Origin of the sequence: Streptosporangium sp. NPDC049078, assembly GCF_040648855.1 — a bacterium.
GTDB lineage: Bacteria > Actinomycetota > Actinomycetes > Streptosporangiales > Streptosporangiaceae > Streptosporangium.
Window position 1 is genome coordinate 159,453 of record NZ_JBEZEL010000019.1, and the last position, 18,532, is coordinate 177,984.

1 protein-coding gene (running past both ends of the window) is annotated in these 18,532 nt (G+C 72.5%); it reads left to right on the forward strand.

This entire window lies inside a single protein-coding gene on the forward strand: locus AB0B90_RS29980, encoding an SDR family NAD(P)-dependent oxidoreductase. The 50,631-nt coding sequence extends 13,093 nt beyond the window's left edge and 19,006 nt beyond its right edge, so the window shows coding positions 13,094-31,625 — codons 4,365 (partial) to 10,542 (partial); the first complete codon in view begins at position 3. Both codon boundaries (start and stop) fall beyond the window edges.

The window sequence follows — 18,532 nt, forward strand, 5'->3', positions numbered from 1 at the left end:
TGACGGTGGACACCGCGTGCTCGTCGTCGCTGGTGACCATCCACATGGCGGCACAGGCCCTGCGCAACGGGGAGTGCTCGCTCGCGGTGGCCGGTGGCGTCACCGTCATATCGACGCTCGCGGCGTTCGGAGAACTCGGTGAGCAGGGCGGCCTCGCACCGGACGCCCGCTGCAAGGCGTTCTCCGACTCGGCGAACGGCATCGGATGGTCCGAGGGTGTCGGCCTGGTGATGCTGGAGCGGCTGTCGGACGCCCAGCGCAACGGCCACCAGGTGCTCGCGATCGTTCGCGGGTCGGCGATCAACCAGGACGGCGCGTCCAACGGCCTGACCGCGCCGAACGGCCCCTCGCAGCGGCGGGTGATCCGCAAGGCCCTGGCCGTCGCCGGGCTGTCCGCCGACGAGGTGGACGCGGTCGAGGCGCACGGCACCGGCACCGCCCTGGGCGACCCGATCGAGGCGCAGGCGCTGCTGGCGACGTACGGCCAGGACCGGCCGGAGGACCGGCCGCTGCTGCTGGGTTCGGTGAAGTCGAACATCGGTCACACCCAGGCCGCCGCGGGCGTCGCAGGTGTGATCAAGATGGTGATGGCCCTGCGGCACGGCATGCTGCCCCGGACGCTGCACGTGGACGAGCCGTCCTCGCACGTGGACTGGGCCTCCGGCGCGGTGGAGCTGCTGACCGAGCCGATCGAGTGGCCGCGGAACGGTCACCCCCGCCGGGCGGCGGTGTCGTCGTTCGGCATCAGCGGCACCAACGCCCACATGATCCTTGAGCAGGGCCCCGAGGCGGCGGAGCCGGCGGCCGAGGAGCCCGCCGGACCGGCGGGCGGCGTACTGCCCTGGGTGATCTCGGCTCGTACGGCCGACGCGGTACGGGCGCAGGCCGGGCGGTTGGCGGCGCATGTTCGGGCCAGGGGCGAGCTCGACCCGGTGGACGTGGGCTCGTCGCTGGTGTCGTCGCGGTCGATGTTCGACCACCGCGCGGTGGTGGTCGGGGGCGACCGGGAGGAGTTGCTGGCAGGGCTGGCGGCGGTCGTCTCCGGAGACTCCACGGCGGGCGTGGTGCGCGGCTCGGCGGACGTGAACGGCCTGACGGTGTGGGTGTTCCCCGGTCAGGGGGCGCAGTGGGCGGGCATGGGCGCCGCCCTGCTGGAGGAGTCGGCGGTGTTCGCGGCTCGGATGGCCGAGTGCGCGGCGGCGCTGGAGCCGTTCGTGGACTGGTCGCTGCTGGACGTGATCCGGCAGGTGGAGGGTGCTCCGTCACTGGAGCGGGCGGACGTGGTCCAGCCGGTCTCGTTCGCGGTGATGGTGTCGCTGGCGGCGGTGTGGGAGTCGCTGGGGGTTCACCCGGACGCGGTGGTGGGTCATTCGCAGGGCGAGATCGCGGCGGCGGTGGTGGCCGGTGGCCTGTCGTTGCAGGACGGTGCGCGGGTGGTGGCGCTGCGCAGCCGCCTGATCGCCGAGCGGCTGTCCGGGCACGGGGTGATGCTGTCGGTGATGGCGCCGGTGGAGCAGGTGCGTGCGGCGCTCGCCGAGGACGGCCTGCTGGACCGGATCTCGATCGCCGCGGTCAACGGGCCCAGGGTGGTCACCGTCGCCGGCGACGGGGAGGCCATGCGGGTGCTGGAGCGGCGCCTGTCGGCCGGAGGCGTCATGCGCTGGCAGCTGGCCGGCGCGGACTTCGCCGCGCACTCGCCCCAGGTCGAGCGGTTCCGTGACGACCTGCTGGCGGACCTGGCGGAGGTGGCGCCGCGTGCGGCGCGGGTGGCGATGTTGTCGACGGCGACCGGGCGGTGGCTGGACGGCACGGAGCTGGACGCCGGCTACTGGTACGAGAACGTGCGGCGGACGGTGGAGTTCGCCCCGGCGGTCGAGCGGCTGCTGGAAGAGCGGTACCGGGTGTTCGTCGAGGTCGGCCCGCACCCGCTGCTGACGCTGGGAATCGAGCAGGCCGTGGACGCGGCCGGGGTGGCCGCGGTGGTCGCCGGGACGCTGCGCCGCGACGAGGGCGGCCTGGACCGGGTGCTGGTCTCGGCGGCCGAGCTGTTCGTCCGGGGCGTGACGGTGGACTGGCAGCAGGTGCTGACCGGCGGCCGGCGGGTCGACCTGCCGACCTACGCCTTCCAGCATCGGCGTTACTGGCCGAGCGGGGTGCGGATCGCCGACGCCCGAGGGCTCGGCCTCGTCGCGGCCGGGCATCCGCTGCTGGGCGCCGCGGTCGGGCTCGCCGACTCCGACGGCGCGCTGCTCACCGGCCTGATGTCGGTGCGCGCGCACCCCTGGCTCGCCGACCACGCGGTGGCCGACACGGCGCTGTTCGCCGGCACCGGCTTCCTTGAGCTGGCGATCAGGGCGGCGGACCAGGTCGGCTGCGACCGGGTGGAGGAGCTCACCCTGGCCGCCCCGCTGGTGCTCACCCGGGACGGCGCCGTCGCCGTCCAGGTGGTGGTGAGCGCGTCCGACGAGACGGGCCGCAGGAACATCGCGATCTACGCGCGGCTCGCCGACGCGCCGGACCAGCCCTGGGTACGGCACGCGGCCGGTGTGCTGGGGGTCGGAGCGCGTACGGCGCGGTTCGACACGGCCGTCTGGCCGCCCGAGGGCGCGGCGCCCATCGCGCTGGACGGGCTGTACGACGATCTGGCCGAGGGCGGCGTGGTCTACGGACCCACCTTCAAGGGACTGCGGGCGGCCTGGCAGCGCGACGGGGAGATCTTCGCCGAGGTCGAGGTGCCGGAGGAGGTCGGCGACGTCGGTCTGTTCGGCCTGCATCCCGCGCTGCTGGACGCGGCGCTGCAGCCCGCCTCGTTCATGGATCTGACGGAGCCGGGCCAGGGGCGGCTGCTGTTCTCCTGGAGCGGCGTCTGCCTGCACGCCAACGGCGCTTCGGCGTTGCGGGTGCGGCTGGTCAAGACCGGAGGCGGTTCGGTGTCGCTGGCGGCGGTGGACGCCGAGGGCGCGCCGGTGCTGACGGCGGAGTCGCTGGTGTTCCGGCCGGTGTCCGCGGACCAGATGCTCGCCTCCGGCGGCCAGGGACCGGAGCGGGACGCGCTGTTCACCCTGGAGTGGGTGGTCGCGCCCACGGTCGTCTCTCCGACGGACGCGGTGGCCGGCCTGGACTGTGTCGAGCTGGACTGGTCGGAACCGGGCCGTCCGGAGCTGAGCGAGCTGCGCTGGGCCGAGCCGGGTCAGGCCGAGCCCGGGGCACTGGACCGGGTGCCGGACGTCGTGACCGTCGAGATCGGCTCGCCCGCCGAGGCGGCCGGGGCGGCCGGGGCGTCGGCGGCACGGGAGCTGACCGGCCGGGTGCTGGAACTGCTGAGGCAGTGGCTGGCCGACGACCGGTTCAGCGAGTCGAGGTTGGTGCTGGTCACCCGAGGTGCGGTCGTCGGCGGGGAAGACGAGATCGTCACGGATCCGGCGGCGGCCGCGGTCTGGGGCCTCGTACGCGTCGCGCAGGCCGAGAACCCCGGACGCTTCGTACTGGTCGACGTGGACGAGCGGGAGACCGGGCTGTCGGCACTGCCCGAGGCGCTGGCCTGCGGCGAGCCCCAGATGGCGATCCGCGAACACGTGGTCCGCGTTCCCCGGCTGGTCCGCCTGACCCCGGGTGAGGACGGCGCGCGGCGGCCGGACCTCGAAGGCACCGTTCTGATCACGGGTGGTACGGGCGGTCTGGGAAGCAACCTGGCCCGGCATCTGGTGGCCGAGCACGGGGTCCGGCACCTGCTGCTGACCAGCAGAAGAGGGCTGGACGCTCCGGGCGCGGTGGAGTTGCAGGCGGAGCTGATCGCGCACGGGGTCGAGGTCACCGTCGTCGCCTGCGACCTGGCCGACCGTGACCAGGTGGCGGAACTGCTCGCCGGCGTGCCGGCGGAGCACCCGCTCACCGCGGTCGTCCACACCGCGGGCGTCCGTGACGACGGCATGATCCCGTCGCTGGACGCCCGGCGGCTGGCCAACGTGTTCGGGCCCAAGGTCGACGGCGCCTGGCACCTGCACGAGCTCACCCGGGACCTCGACCTGACCGCCTTCGTCATGTACTCCTCGATGGCCGGGCTGGTCGGCGGCGCGGGACTGGGCGGTTACGCGGCGGCCAACGCCTACCTGGACGCCCTCGCCCAGCACCGCCGGGCCCAGGGCATGGCGGGCCTGTCCCTGGTGTGGGGACCGTGGGCGGCGGACGCAGGCATGGCCGGAGAGCTCTCCGAGACGGACCTCCGCCGGCTGACGGCCGCGGGATTCCAGCTCTTCTCCTTCGCCGAGGGGCTGGCGCTGTTCGACGCGGTCCTGGGCTGCGACACGCCGGTGGTCGCGCCGGTCCGGCTCAACCTGCCGGCGCTGCGGGCGTTCGGTGAGGTACCGCCGCTGCTGCGCTCGCTGGTGCGGGGCACCCGCCGTACGGCGGCGGCCCCGGTGTCGGGCGCGGACGGGGCGCTGCTGCGGCAGCTGGCCGGGCTGCCCCCCGCCGACCGCGGCCGGCTGGTGACCGAGCTGGTCCGAGCCCAGGCCGCCACGGCGCTGGGACACGACTCTCCGCAGATGGTGGAGGTGCGGCGGGAGTTCCGCGAGCTGGGCTTCGACTCCCTCACCGCCGTCGAACTGCGCAACCGGCTCAACGCCGCCACCGGACTGCGGCTGCCCGCCACCCTGGTGTTCGACTACCCGACCCCCGTGGTGCTGGCGGAGTTCCTGCTGGCCGAACTGCTGGGTGAGCACGGTGACGTCGTCGTTCCGACGGCGATCGCGTCGGTGGCCGACGACCCGATCGTGATCGTGTCGATGGCCTGCCGCTATCCGGGTGAGGTGCGCTCTCCCGAGGATCTGTGGCGGCTCGTCACCGAGGGGCGCGACGCCATCTCCCCGCTGCCGGTCGACCGGGGCTGGCAGGTGAACGGCGAGCTGGACTTCCACGGCGGCTTCATGTCCGACGCCGCGGACTTCGACGCCGGGTTCTTCGGGATCTCGCCGCGTGAGGCCCTGGGGATGGACCCGCAGCAGCGCGTCCTGCTGGAAACCACCTGGGAGGCGTTCGAACGCGCCGGAATCGACCCGCTGTCGCTGCGGGGCAGCGACACCGGTGTCTACGTCGGCGCGAGCGGTTCCGGCTACATCCCGTCGGACGAGGCCCGCGGTTTCATGGTGACGGGCCAGGCGGGAAGCGTGACCTCGGGCCGGCTGTCCTACACGCTGGGGCTGGAGGGCCCGGCGGTGACGGTGGACACCGCGTGTTCGTCGTCGCTGGTGGCGATGCACATGGCGGCGCAGGCGCTGCGCTCGGGCGACTGCTCGCTGGCACTGGCCGGCGGTGTGACCGTGGTGGCCACGCCGATGGGGATCGTGGAGTTCAGCGCTCAGGGCGGGCTCGCCGCCGACGGACGCTGCAAGTCCTACTCCGACGCCGCCGACGGCACCAGCTGGGCCGAGGGCGTCGGCATGGTGGTCCTGGAGCGGTTGTCCGACGCGCGACGCAACGGCCACCAGGTCCTGGCCGTCCTGCGGGGTTCCGCGGTGAACCAGGACGGCGCCTCCAACGGTCTGACCGCGCCGAACGGCCCCTCGCAGCAGCGGGTGATCCGCCAGGCCCTGGCCGGTGCCGGCCTGACCCCCGCCGAGGTGGACGCGGTCGAGGGCCACGGCACGGGCACCGCGCTGGGCGACCCGATCGAGGCCCAGGCGCTGCTCGCCACCTACGGCCAGGACCGGCCGGAGGACCGTCCGCTGCTGCTCGGATCACTGAAGTCGAACATCGGTCACACCCAGGCGGCCTCCGGCGTGGCCGGTGTGATCAAGATGGTCATGGCGATGCGGCACGGCGTGCTGCCCAGGACGTTGCACGTGGACGAGCCGTCCTCGCACGTGGACTGGACCTCGGGCGCGATAGAGCTGCTGACCGAGCCGGCCGAGTGGCCCTCGGCCGACCACCCCCGCCGGGCGGCGGTGTCGTCGTTCGGCATCAGCGGCACCAACGCGCACGTGATCATCGAACGGCCGGAAGAGCGGGACGAGAAGTCCGAGGGCACGGAGTCCGAGAACCGCCCGCCCGTGTCGGACGGCGCCGTCCCGGTCCTGGTCTCCGGCCGGTCGGCGGAGGCGCTGCGGGCACAGGCGGAGCGGCTCACGGCGTACGTGGACGACGAGCCCGGTCTGCGTCTCGCCGACGTGGCGTACTCGACGGCCACCACGCGCTCGGCGTTCGAGTACCGGGCGGCCGTGCTGGCCACCGACCTCGAAGGTCTGGGCGCCGGCCTGCGGGCACTGGCGGAAGGCCGGTCCGGTGCGGGCGTGCTGCGGGGGTCGGCCACGGCCGAATCGAAGCCTGCGGTGCTGCTCACCGGTCAGGGCAGCCAGCGCGCCGGGATGGGCAGGGAGCTGTACGACCGGTTCCCGGTGTTCGCCGAGGCGCTGGACGCGGTGATCGCCGAGCTGGACCCGCTGCTTGAGGGGTCGCTGCGGCAGGTGCTGTTCGCCGAGCCGGGGTCGGCGCAGGCGGAGGCGCTGGATCGGACCGGGTGGGCGCAGCCCGCGCTGTTCGCGGTGGAGACGGCGCTGTTCCGGCTCGTCGAGTCGTGGGGAGTCCGCCCCGAGATCATGGCGGGACACTCGATCGGCGAGATCACCGCGGCGCACGTGGCCGGGGTGTTGTCCCTGCCGGACGCCTGCGCGCTGGTGGCGGCGCGCGGCCGGTTGATGCAGGCGCTGCCCGCCGGTGGGGCGATGGTGTCGGTGCGGGCCTCGGAAGAGGAGATCGCCGAGCTGCTGGCCGGGCGTGAGACCGAGGTGTCGATCGCGGCCGTGAACGGCCCGGCGTCCGTGGTGATCTCCGGGGATGAGCGGGCCGTTCTCGAGGTCGTGGCCGCACTGGAGAAGCGGGCGGTCAAGACCCGGAGGCTGCGGGTGTCGCACGCCTTCCACTCGCCGCTGATGGACCCGATGCTGGAGGACTTCCGCGCGCTGGCCCGGACGCTGACCTTCAGCGCGCCACGGATTCCGATCGTCTCCACGGTGACCGGTGAGATGGCCACGGCCGAGCGGCTGTGCTCGCCGGACTACTGGGTGGAGCAGGTGCGGAGCGCGGTGCGCTTCGCCGACGGGGTGCGCACGCTGCACCGGCAGGGTGTCACGGCCTACGTGGAACTCGGGCCGGACGGGGTGCTCACCGCGATGGCCGCCGACACCCTGGCCGAGCTCACCGCCCAGGACTCGCCCGCCCAGCTCTCCGGCGCCGACGCGGTACTCGCGCCGGTGCTCCGCGGCGACCGCGACGAGCAGTCGTCGATCATGACGGCCCTGGCCGAGCTGCACGTGCGCGGAGTGCCGGTGGACTGGCGGGCGGTGCTCCGGGGTGGGCATCGGATCGACCTGCCGACGTACGCGTTCCAGCGTCAGCGGTTCTGGCCCGACGTGGTCGGCTCCCAGCCGGGGAACGTGGCGGCGGCTGGCCTGGCCTCCGCTGGGCACCCGCTGCTGGGCGCCGCGGTCGGTCTGGCCGACTCGGCCGGAGTCCTGCTCACCGGCAGGCTGTCGCTGCGGACGCATCCGTGGCTGGCCGACCACGCGGTGGCCGGAACGGTGATCTTCCCGGGTACCGGGTTCCTCGAGCTGGCGATCCGTGCCGGTGACCAGGTCGGCTGCGACCTGGTCGAGGAGCTCACCCTCACCGCGCCGCTGATGCTGGGCGAGCGGGACGCCGTCGCGGTGCAGGTGTGGGTGGGCGCGGCGGCGGAGTCCGGCCGCCGCAACCTGAGCGTCTACGCCCGCCCGGCCGAGGCCGCCGACGACGAGCCGTGGGTGCGGCACGCCATCGGCGTACTGGCCGTGGCCGACGGCCGCTCTCGCTCGCTCGCCGACATCGCGGCCGGCTTCGACGCGGCGGTGTGGCCGCCGCGTGACGCGACGGCCATCCGGCTGGACGACCTCTACGACCGGTTCGCCGCGGGCGGGTTCCACTACGGGCCGGTGTTCCAGGGACTGGGCGCGGCCTGGCGGGGCACGGACGGCGCGGTGTACGCCGAGGTCGTCCTGCCCGAGCAGGCGCAGTCGAGTGCGGGTTCGTTCGGGATGCATCCCGCGCTGCTGGACGCGGCGCTGCACTCGGTGAGTTTCGTCGGCCTGGACGACTCCGAGAGCGGCCGGATGCCGTTCTCCTGGGGTGAGGTGTGCCTGCACGCCGGTGGCGCGTCGGTGCTGCGGGTGCGGGTGGCCAGGACCGGTGGTGACGCGGTCTCGGTGATCGCGGTGGACGGCGCGGGGGAGCCGGTGCTGTCGGCGCGTTCCCTGGTGCTGCGACCGGTCGCGGCCGACCAACTGACCGTCGGCGGCGGCGACCTGTACCGGGACTCGCTGTTCCAGCTGACCTGGACGGCGTCGTCCGAGACGACGACGGAGGACGGCACCGGGCTCGACCCGGTCGAGCCCGTCCTGGATCTGGCGTCGGATCCGGCGGCGGCGCTGGCGGCGCTGGAGACCGTCCCGGAGACGGTGACCGTCGCGGCCGGTTCCACCGAGCGGGGCGACGTGGTCGCCGGGGTTCACGAGCTGACCGCCGCGGCGCTGGGCCTGCTGCAGGCATGGTCGGCCGACGACCGCTGCCGCCGTTCCCGGCTGGTCTTCGTGACCAGGGGTGCCGTCACGACGAGCGAGGGCGAGACCGTCGCGGACCTGGCGGCCGCCGCGGTGTGGGGGCTGGTGCGGTCGGCCCAGTGGGAGGACCCGGGCCGCTTCGTCCTGGTCGACGTCGACGACGAGCCGTCCTCGTCCGTACTGGCCGGAGTGCTGGCCTCCGGCGAGCCGCAGGCGGCGGTCCGTGAGGGCGGGGTGCGGGTCCCGCGCCTGGCGCGGGTGGCACCGGCCGATGAGGCCGGACAGCCCTGGGACCCGGCCGGCACGGTGCTGATCACCGGTGGTACCGGTGGTCTGGGAGCGCAGTTCGCGCGGCACGTGGTGGCCGAACGCGGGGTGCGGCACCTGCTGCTGACCAGCCGCCGAGGCCTGGACGCGCCCGGTGCGGTGGAGTTGCAGGCGGAGCTGGTCGCGCACGGCGTCGAGGTCACGATCGCGGCGTGCGACATGGCCGACCGTGACGCGGTGGCGGCGCTGCTGGCAGAAGTGCCGGCCGAGCACCCGTTGACCGCGGTGATCCACACCGCCGGTGTGCTGGACGACGGCATGATCACCTCGCTCACGCCGGAGCGGCTGGCAGGAGTGCTGCGGCCGAAGGTGGACGCGGCCTGGCACCTGCACGAGCTGACCCGGGACCTGGACCTGGCGGCGTTCGTGCTGTTCTCCTCGCTGGCCGGGGTGATGGGCAACGCGGGACAGGGCAACTACGCCGCAGCCAACGTCTTCCTGGACGCGCTGGCCCAGCACCGGCGGTCCGAGGGACTGCCCGCGCTCTCGCTGGCCTGGGGCGCCTGGACCCAGGACGTCGGAATGACCAGCACGCTGGACGACACCGACATGCGCAGGATGGCGCGGGCGGGGATGCCGTCGCTGTCGCTGGAGCAGGGCCTGGCCTTGTTCGAGGCCGCCGTCGCGCTTGAGCGGGCGGTGCTGGTTCCCGTCCGGCTGCACCTGCCGTCGCTGCGGACGCAGGGTGACGTGCCGGCGCTGCTGCGCGGTTTGGTACGGGGTGGGCGCCGGTCGGCGGCGTCGGGCTCGGTGGTGGCCGCGACGCTGCTGCAGCGGCTCGCCCCGCTGGGCCTGGCGGAGCGCACCGAGGTCCTGCTGGATCTGGTGCGTACCGAGGTGGCGGTCGTGCTCGGGCACGCGTCGCCGGAGACCGTGGAGGTGCGCAGGGAGTTCCGCGAGCTGGGCTTCGACTCCCTCACCGCCGTCGAACTGCGCAACCGGCTGAACACGGTGAGCGGGCTGCGCCTGCCGGCCACCCTGGTGTTCGACTACCCGACGCCGGCCACGCTGGCGGAGTTCCTGCTGTCCGAACTGCTCGGTGAGGACGCCGACGTGGTCATCCCCGCGTCGGTGGTACCGGTCGCGGACGACCCGATCGTGATCGTGGGCATGGCCTGCCGCTACCCGGGCGGGGTCACCTCTCCGGAGGACCTGTGGCGACTGGTCAGCGAGGGCGGGGACGCGATCACCCCCTTCCCGACGACGCGCGGCTGGAGCCGCGGCTCTCTGGAGGGGAGCACCGAGAGCCGGGCCGTGAACTACGTGGAGGCGGGTGGCTTCCTGCACGAGGCGGGAGAGTTCGATCCCGGCTTCTTCGGGATCTCGCCGCGTGAGGCGCTCGCGATGGACCCCCAGCAGCGGCTGCTGCTGGAGACCACCTGGGAGGCGATCGAGCGCACCGGGATCGACCCGACCTCGCTGCGCGGCAGCCGCACCGGCGTGTTCGCCGGGGTCATGTACCACGACTACGCGACCAGCATGCCGTTCCCGGCGGACGTGGTCGGCTTCATGGGCACCGGCACCGCGGGCAGCGTCGCGACCGGCCGCATCTCCTACACGCTGGGCCTGGAAGGGCCTGCGGTGACGGTGGACACGGCGTGTTCGTCGTCGCTGGTCGCGCTGCACCTGGCCGCGCAGGCGCTGCGCGGCGGTGACTGCTCGCTGGCGCTGGCCGGCGGTGTGACCGTGATGGCCACCCCCAGCCCGTTCATCGACTTCACCGGTCAGGGCGGCCTCGCCGGCGACGGGCGGTGCAAGTCGTACTCGGACGCCGCCGACGGCGCGGGCTGGTCCGAGGGTGTGGGCATGCTGGTGCTGGAGCGGCTGTCGGACGCCCGCCGCAACGGTCACGAGGTGCTCGCGGTGGTGCGGGGTTCTGCGGTGAACCAGGACGGTGCGTCGAATGGTCTGACGGCGCCGAACGGTCCCTCGCAGCGGCGCGTCATCCGTCAGGCGCTCGCCGGGGCGAGGTTGTCGCCGAACGAGGTGGACGCGGTCGAGGGCCACGGGACCGGTACCGTTCTGGGTGACCCGATCGAGGCTCAGGCACTGCTCGCCACCTACGGCAAGGACCGGGACGAGGACCGTCCGCTGCTGCTGGGGTCGATCAAGTCGAACCTCGGTCACACCCAGGCGGCGGCGGGTGCGGCCGGTGTGATCAAGATGATCATGGCGATGCGGCACGGGGTGCTGCCCAGGACGCTGCATGTGGATGAGCCGTCGTCGCATGTGGACTGGGCCTCTGGCTCGGTGGAGTTGCTGACCGAGGCGACGGAGTGGCCGCAGACGGGTCGTCCGCGTCGGGCGGGTGTGTCGTCGTTCGGGATCAGCGGCACCAACGCGCACGTGATCATCGAGCAGCTTGAGGCCGCGACGGTGGCCCGTCCGCAGGACGGTGACGTGCCGCCCGGTGCGGAGACTGAGCCGTCGGCGGTTCCGCTGGTGGTGTCGGGTCGTACGGGTGAGGCGCTGCGGGCCCAGGCGGGGCGACTGGTCTCGCACCTGCAGGGCCGCGATGCCGCGCTGACCGACGTGGCGTTCTCGCTGGTGGGGTCGCGGTCGGTGTTCGAGCACCGTGCGGTGGTGGTCGGTGCCGGTCGTGAGGGGTTGCTGGCGGGGTTGGGTGCGGTGGCTTCGGGTGAGTCGGTGCCCGGTGGTGTGGTGTCCGGTGTGGCGGATGTGGATGGGAAGTCGGTGTGGGTGTTCCCGGGTCAGGGGGCGCAGTGGGTGGGGATGGGTGCGGCTCTGTTGGAGGAGTCGGGGGTGTTCGCGGCTCGGATGGCGGAGTGTGCGGCGGCGTTGGAGCCGTTCGTGGACTGGTCGTTGCTGGATGTGGTCCGGGGTGTGGAGGGTGCGCCGGGGCTGGATCGGGTGGATGTGGTCCAGCCGGTCTCGTTCGCGGTGATGGTGTCGTTGGCGGCGGTGTGGGAGTCGTTGGGGGTTCGTGCGGATGCGGTGGTGGGGCATTCGCAGGGGGAGATCGCGGCGGCGGTGGTGGCCGGTGGCCTGTCGTTGTCCGATGGCGCCCGCGTGGTGGCGTTGCGCAGTCGGTTGATCGGTGAGCGGCTTGCTGGACGTGGGGCGATGGCGTCGGTGGCGCTGCCGGTCGAGCAGGTCGTCGAGCGGGTGGCGGCGTGGGACGGGCGGATCTCGGTGGCGGCGGTGAACGGCCCGAACTCGGTGGTGGTGGCCGGTGAGATCGCAGCCGTCGAGGAACTGGTGGAGCAACTGGGCACTGAAGAGGTGCGGGTGCGGCGGATCGCGGTGGATTACGCCTCGCATTCGGCGCAGGTGGATCTGATCGGCGAAGAACTGGCGCAGGTGCTGGCGGGGGTGGTGCCGCAGTCGGTGCGGGTGCCGATGCTGTCGACGGTGACCGGCCAGTGGCTGGAGGGCCAGGAGCTCGATGGCGGGTACTGGTGTGAGAACCTGCGGCGCACGGTGGGCTTCGCTCCGGCGGTCGGAGAGTTGCTGGAGCAGCGGTATCGGGTGTTTGTCGAGGTGAGTCCGCATCCGGTGCTGACGGTCGGGGTCGGTGAGTGTGTGGACGCGGCCGAGGTGGAGGCTGTGATCGCCGGGACGCTGCGCCGTGACGAGGGCGGCCTGGAGCGGGTGCTGACGTCGGCGGCGGAGCTGTTCGTGCGTGGTGTGACGGTGGACTGGCTGCAGGTGCTGACCGGTGGCCGCAGGGTGGATCTGCCGACGTACGCCTTCCAGCACCAGTGGTTCTGGCCCGAGAGCACCGGTTCCGGTGCGGGGAATGTGGCCGCGGCCGGGCTGGCAGCGACGGATCATCCGCTGCTGGGCGCGGCGATGGGTCTGGCCGATTCCAACGGGGTGGTGTTGACGGGCCGGTTGTCGCTCTCGTCGCATCCGTGGCTCGCCGATCACACGGTGGCCGGGATGGTGATCTTCCCGGGTACCGGGTTCCTTGAGCTGGCGGTGCGGGCCGGTGACCAGGTCGACTGTGACGTGGTGGAGGAGCTGACGCTGGCGGCGCCGCTGGTGCTGGGCGAGGACGACGCGGTCGTGGTGCAGATCGCGGTGGGTGCGCCGGAGGAGAGTGGCCGGCGTGCGGTGAACGTCTATTCCCGGTCGGCGTCGGCCGCCGACGATGTGCCGTGGGTGCGGCACGCCACCGGCACGCTCGCCACGGGCGGGCGGGCCGCCGTGCCGTTCGACGCGTCCGTGTGGCCCCCGCAGGGTGCGACGGCGATCGAGCTGGACGGGCTGTACGACGAACTGGCCACTCGGGGGCTGGGCTACGGTCCGGTGTTCCAGGGGCTGCGGTCCGCGTGGCGGCGCGATGGGGAGATCTTCGCCGAGGTCGCCCTGCCGGAGCAGGCGACCTCGAGTGCGGGTTCGTTCGGGGTGCATCCGGCGCTGCTGGACGCGGCGTTGCACGCGGTGAGCTTCGCAGGTCTCGACGTGGTCGAGGGAGGTTGGCTGCCGTTCTCCTGGGGTGAGGTGAGCCTGCACGCGGGCGGGGCGGCGCTGCTGCGGGTCCGGCTGACCAGGACGGGTGCCGACTCGGTCTCGCTGACGGCGGTGGACCTGGCGGGAGAGCCGGTGCTGTCGGCGCGGTCGTTGATCGTGCGTCCCTTCACCCCCGACCAGCTGGTCGGCGCCGGTGGGGGGCGTGGTGTGGAGCGGGACTCGCTGTTCGGGGTGGACTGGGTCTCGTTGCCGGAGGCGGGGGATGCGGAGCCCAGGGCGGACGTGGTCGAGCTGAGTGGAGAACTCGCCTCGCTGGATTCGGCGCCGGATGTGGTCATGGTCTCGGTGGGGTCGGCCGATGCCGGGGGTGTGGTGGGGTCGACGCACGCGGTGGTCGCGCAGGTCCTGGGGTTGTTGCAGGAGTGGTTGGCCGATGAGCGGTTCGTCGGCTCGCGGTTGGTGTTCGTGACCCGGGGTGCGGTCGAGGCGCGGGATGGTGATGTGGTCGTTGATCTGGCGGCTGCGGCGGTGTGGGGGTTGGTGCGGTCGGCGCAGTGGGAGAATCCGGGCCGGTTCGTGCTGGTCGATGTCGATGTCGATGTCGATGGTGATGGTGGGTTGTCGTCGTCGGTGTTGGCGGGGGTGCTGGTTTCGGGTGAGCCGCAGGTGGCGGTGCGTGAGGGTGGGGTGTTGGTGCCGCGTCTGGTGCGGGTGGCGCCTGCCGAGGAGGTGGGGCGGTCGTGGGATCCGGAGGGGACGGTGTTGATCACTGGTGGTACCGGTGGTCTGGGAGGGAGTCTGGCTCGGCATGTGGTGGCCGAGCGTGGGGTGCGGCATCTGGTGCTGACCAGCCGTCGAGGCTTGGAGGCTCCGGGTGCGGTGGAGTTGCAGGCGGAGTTGATCGCGCATGGGGTCGAGGTCACGGTCGCGGCCTGTGACATGGCCGACCGCGACCAGGTGGCGGCTCTGCTGGCCGGGATCGATGCCGACCATCCGCTGACCGCGGTCATTCACACCGCCGGTGTGCTGGAAGACGCGACGATCCCGTCACTGACCCCGGAGCGGCTGGGCAGGGTCCTGCGGCCCAAGGTCGACGCCGCCTGGCACCTGCACGAACTCACCCGGGAACTGGATCTGGCGGCGTTCATCACCTACTCGTCCCTGTCGGGTGTCATGGGAGCACCCGGCCAGGGCAACTACGCGGCCGCGAACACGTTCCTCAACGCCTTGGCGCAGGCACGCAGGGCCGAAGGGCTGCCCGCGCTCTCACTGGCCTGGGGAGCCTGGACCCAGGACACCGGAATGACCGGCACGCTGAGTGACGCCGACATGCGGCGGATCACCCGTACGGGCATGCCGCCGCTGTCGGTGGAGCAAGGACTGGCACTGTTCGACGCCGCCGGACGGGTGGCCCGGTCGGTGGTGATCCCGCTCCGGTTGGAGCTCGCGGTGCTGCGCGCCCACGGCGAGGTGCCGGCGTTGTTGCGTGGTCTGGTGCGGGGTGGTCGGCGGTCGGCGGCGTCGGGTTCGGTGGTGGCCGCGACGTTGTTGCAGCGGTTGGCTCCGTTGGGGGCGGCCGAGCGGGCCGAGGTGCTGGTGGACCTGGTGCGTGTCGAGGCGGCGATGGTGCTGGGTCATGCCTCGTCCGACATGGTGGAGGTGCGTCGGGAGTTTCGTGAGCTGGGCTTCGACTCCCTGACCGCGGTCGAGTTGCGTAACCGGCTGAACGCGGCGACGGGGCTGCGGTTGCCGTCCACGCTGGTGTTCGACTACCCGACACCGACCGCGCTGGCGGACTTCCTGCTGGCCGAACTGCTCGGCGAGCACGCTGACGCGATCATTCCGGCACCCGTCATGCCGCTGAACGACGATCCGATCGTGATCGTGGGCATGGCCTGCCACTTCCCGGGCGAGGTCGACTCACCGGAGGATCTGTGGCGGCTGGTCTCCGAGGACGGAGATGCGATCTCCGAGTTCCCGACCACGCGAGGCTGGGATCTGGGGGCGCTGTACAACCCGGACCGGGAGAGCCGGGGCACCAGCTATGTGCGCGAGGGTGGCTTCCTGGAGAGTGCCACGCAGTTCGACCCCGGGTTCTTCGGGATCTCGCCGCGTGAGGCGCTGGCGATGGACCCGCAGCAGCGCCTGCTGCTGGAGACGTCGTGGGAGGCGATCGAGCGGACGGGTGTGGACCCGATCTCGTTGCGCGGCAGCCGCACCGGCGTGTTCGCCGGTATCTTCTACCACGACTACGGGATGAGCGCGGAGTTCCCGCCGGAGGCGATGGGCTTCCTCGGTACCGGTACGGCGGGCAGCGTCGCGACCGGTCGGATTTCGTACGCGCTGGGCCTGGAGGGTCCTGCGGTGACGGTGGACACGGCGTGTTCGTCGTCACTGGTGGCCCTGCACATGGCGGCGCAGGCACTGCGCTCGGGTGACTGCGACCTGGCACTGGCCGGTGGCGCGACCGTGATGGCCACCCCGGCGGTGTTCATCGACTTCAGCACCCAGGGAGGGCTGGCAGGCGACGGCCGGTGCAAGTCCTTCGCCGACACCGCGGACGGCACCAGCTACTCCGAGGGTGTGGGCATGCTGGTGCTGGAGCGGCTGTCGGACGCGCGCCGCAACGGTCACCAGGTGCTGGCGGTGGTGCGGGGTTCGGCGGTGAACCAGGACGGTGCGTCCAACGGTCTGACCGCGCCGAACGGTCCTTCTCAGCAGCGGGTGATCCGTCAGGCGCTCGCCGGCGCGGGCTTGTCCTTCACCGAGGTGGACGCGGTCGAGGGCCACGGCACCGGCACCACGCTGGGCGACCCGATCGAGGCGCAGGCGCTGCTGGCGACCTATGGGCAGGATCGGGACGAGGATCGGCCGCTGCTGCTGGGGTCGATCAAGTCGAACCTCGGTCACACGCAGGCGGCGGCCGGTGTGGCGGGTGTGATCAAGATGGTGATGGCTCTGCGGCACGGTGTGCTGCCTCGGACGTTGCACGTGGATGAGCCGTCGTCGCACGTGGACTGGGCCTCGGGTGCGGTGGAGCTGCTGACCGAGCAGGTCGAGTGGCCTCAGACGGGTCGTCCGCGTCGGGCGGGTGTGTCGTCGTTCGGCATCAGCGGCACCAACGCGCACGTGATCATCGAGCAGGGGCCCGAGGCTCCGGCGGTGGCTCCTTCGCAGGACCTGGTACCGGCTGCGGACGTGGTTCCGCTGGTGGTGTCGGGTCGTACGGGTGAGGCGCTGCGGGCCCAGGCCGGGCGGCTCGTGTCGTACCTGGAGGGCGAGCCTGCTCTTGGGCTGACCGATGTGGCGTTCTCGCTGGTGTCGTCGCGGTCGGCGTTCGAGCACCGGGCCGTGGTGGTCGGCGGGGATCTCCTGACAGGGCTGGGGGCGGTGGCTTCGGGTGAGTCGGTGCCCGGTGTGGTGTCCGGTGTGGCGGATGTGGATGGGAAGTCGGTGTGGGTGTTCCCTGGTCAGGGGGCGCAGTGGGTGGGGATGGGTGCGGCTCTGTTGGAGGAGTCGGGGGTGTTCGCGGCGCGGATGGCGGAGTGTGCGGCGGCGTTGGAGCCGTTCGTGGAGTGGTCGTTGCTGGATGTGGTGCGTCAGGTGGAGGGTGCTCCGTCGCTGGATCGGGTGGATGTGGTGCAGCCGACCTCGTTCGCGGTGATGGTGTCGTTGGCGGCGGTGTGGGAGTCGTTGGGGGTTCGTGCGGATGCGGTGGTGGGTCATTCGCAGGGTGAGATCGCGGCGGCGGTGGTGGCCGGTGGGTTGTCGTTGCAGGACGGCGCCCGGGTGGTGGCGTTGCGCAGTCAGGTGATCGGGCGTGGGCTGGCGGGGTTGGGGGCGATGGCGTCGGTTGCGCTCCCGGTCGAGCAGGTCACCGAGCGGGTGGCGGCGTGGGACGGGCGGATCTCGGTGGCGGCGGTCAACGGCCCCAGTTCGGTGGTGGTGGCCGGTGAGGTCGCGGCGGTCGAGGAGTTGGTCGAGCAACTGGGCACTGAAGAGGTGCGGGTGCGGCGGATCGCGGTGGATTACGCCTCGCATTCGGCGCAGGTGGATCTGATCGCCGAAGAGCTGGCCGAGGTCCTGGCGGGGGTGGCGCCGCAGCCGGTGCGGGTGCCGATGCTGTCGACCGTGACGGGTCAGTGGCTGGAAGGGCCGGAGCTGGAGGCCGGGTATTGGTGTGAGAACCTGCGGCGCACGGTGGGCTTCGCTCCGGCGGTCGGGCAGTTGCTGGAGCAGCGGTATCGGGTGTTTGTCGAGGTGAGTCCGCATCCGGTGCTGACGGTCGGTATCGGTGAGTGTGTGGACGCGGCCGAGGTGGAGGCCGTGATCGCCGGGACGCTGCGCCGCGATGAGGGCGGCTTGGAGCGGGTGCTGACGTCGGCCGCGGAGCTGTTCGTGCGCGGCGTGACGGTTGACTGGCAGCAGGTGCTGCCGGGCGGTCGCAGGGTGGATCTGCCGACGTACGCCTTCCAGCACCAGCGGTTCTGGCCGAACGCGCGGCAGAGCGGTGATGCCCGTGTTCTGGGCTTGGCCGCGACGGGTCATCCGCTGCTGGGCGCGGCGGTGGGCCTGGCCGATTCCGACGGTGTGTTGCTGACGGGCCGCTTGTCACTCTCGTCGCAGCAGTGGCTGGCCGACTACGTGGTGGCGGGCTCGGTGCTGGTGCCCGGTTCGGCGTTCGTGGAGCTGGCGGTGCGTGCCGGTGACCAGGTCGGCTGCGAGGTGGTCGAGGAGTTGATCCTGGACGCTCCGCTGGTGCTGGGCGAGGACGACGCGGTCGTGGTCCAGATCGCGGTGGGTGCGCCGGAGGAGACCGGTCGGCGGAGCGTGAGTGTCTACGCCCGTTCGGCGGATGCGGCCGAGGAGGTGCCGTGGGTGCGGCACGCGACCGGCACGTTGGCGACCGGTGCTTCCGAGGTCGTGCCGCTCGACGCGGCGACGTGGCCGCCGGTCGGCGCTACCGAGATCGAGCTGGACGGCTTGTACGAGGAGCTGGCCGAGGACGGTTTCGCCTACGGTCCGGCGTTCCAGGGGTTGCGGGCGGCGTGGCGTCGCGACGGTGAGATCTTCGCCGAGGTGAGGCTGCCCGAGCAGATCGGTGGAGCCGCTTCGTTCGGGGTGCATCCGGCTCTGCTGGACGCGGCGCTGCACGCGGTGACCTTCGCCGGGCTGGAGCCGGT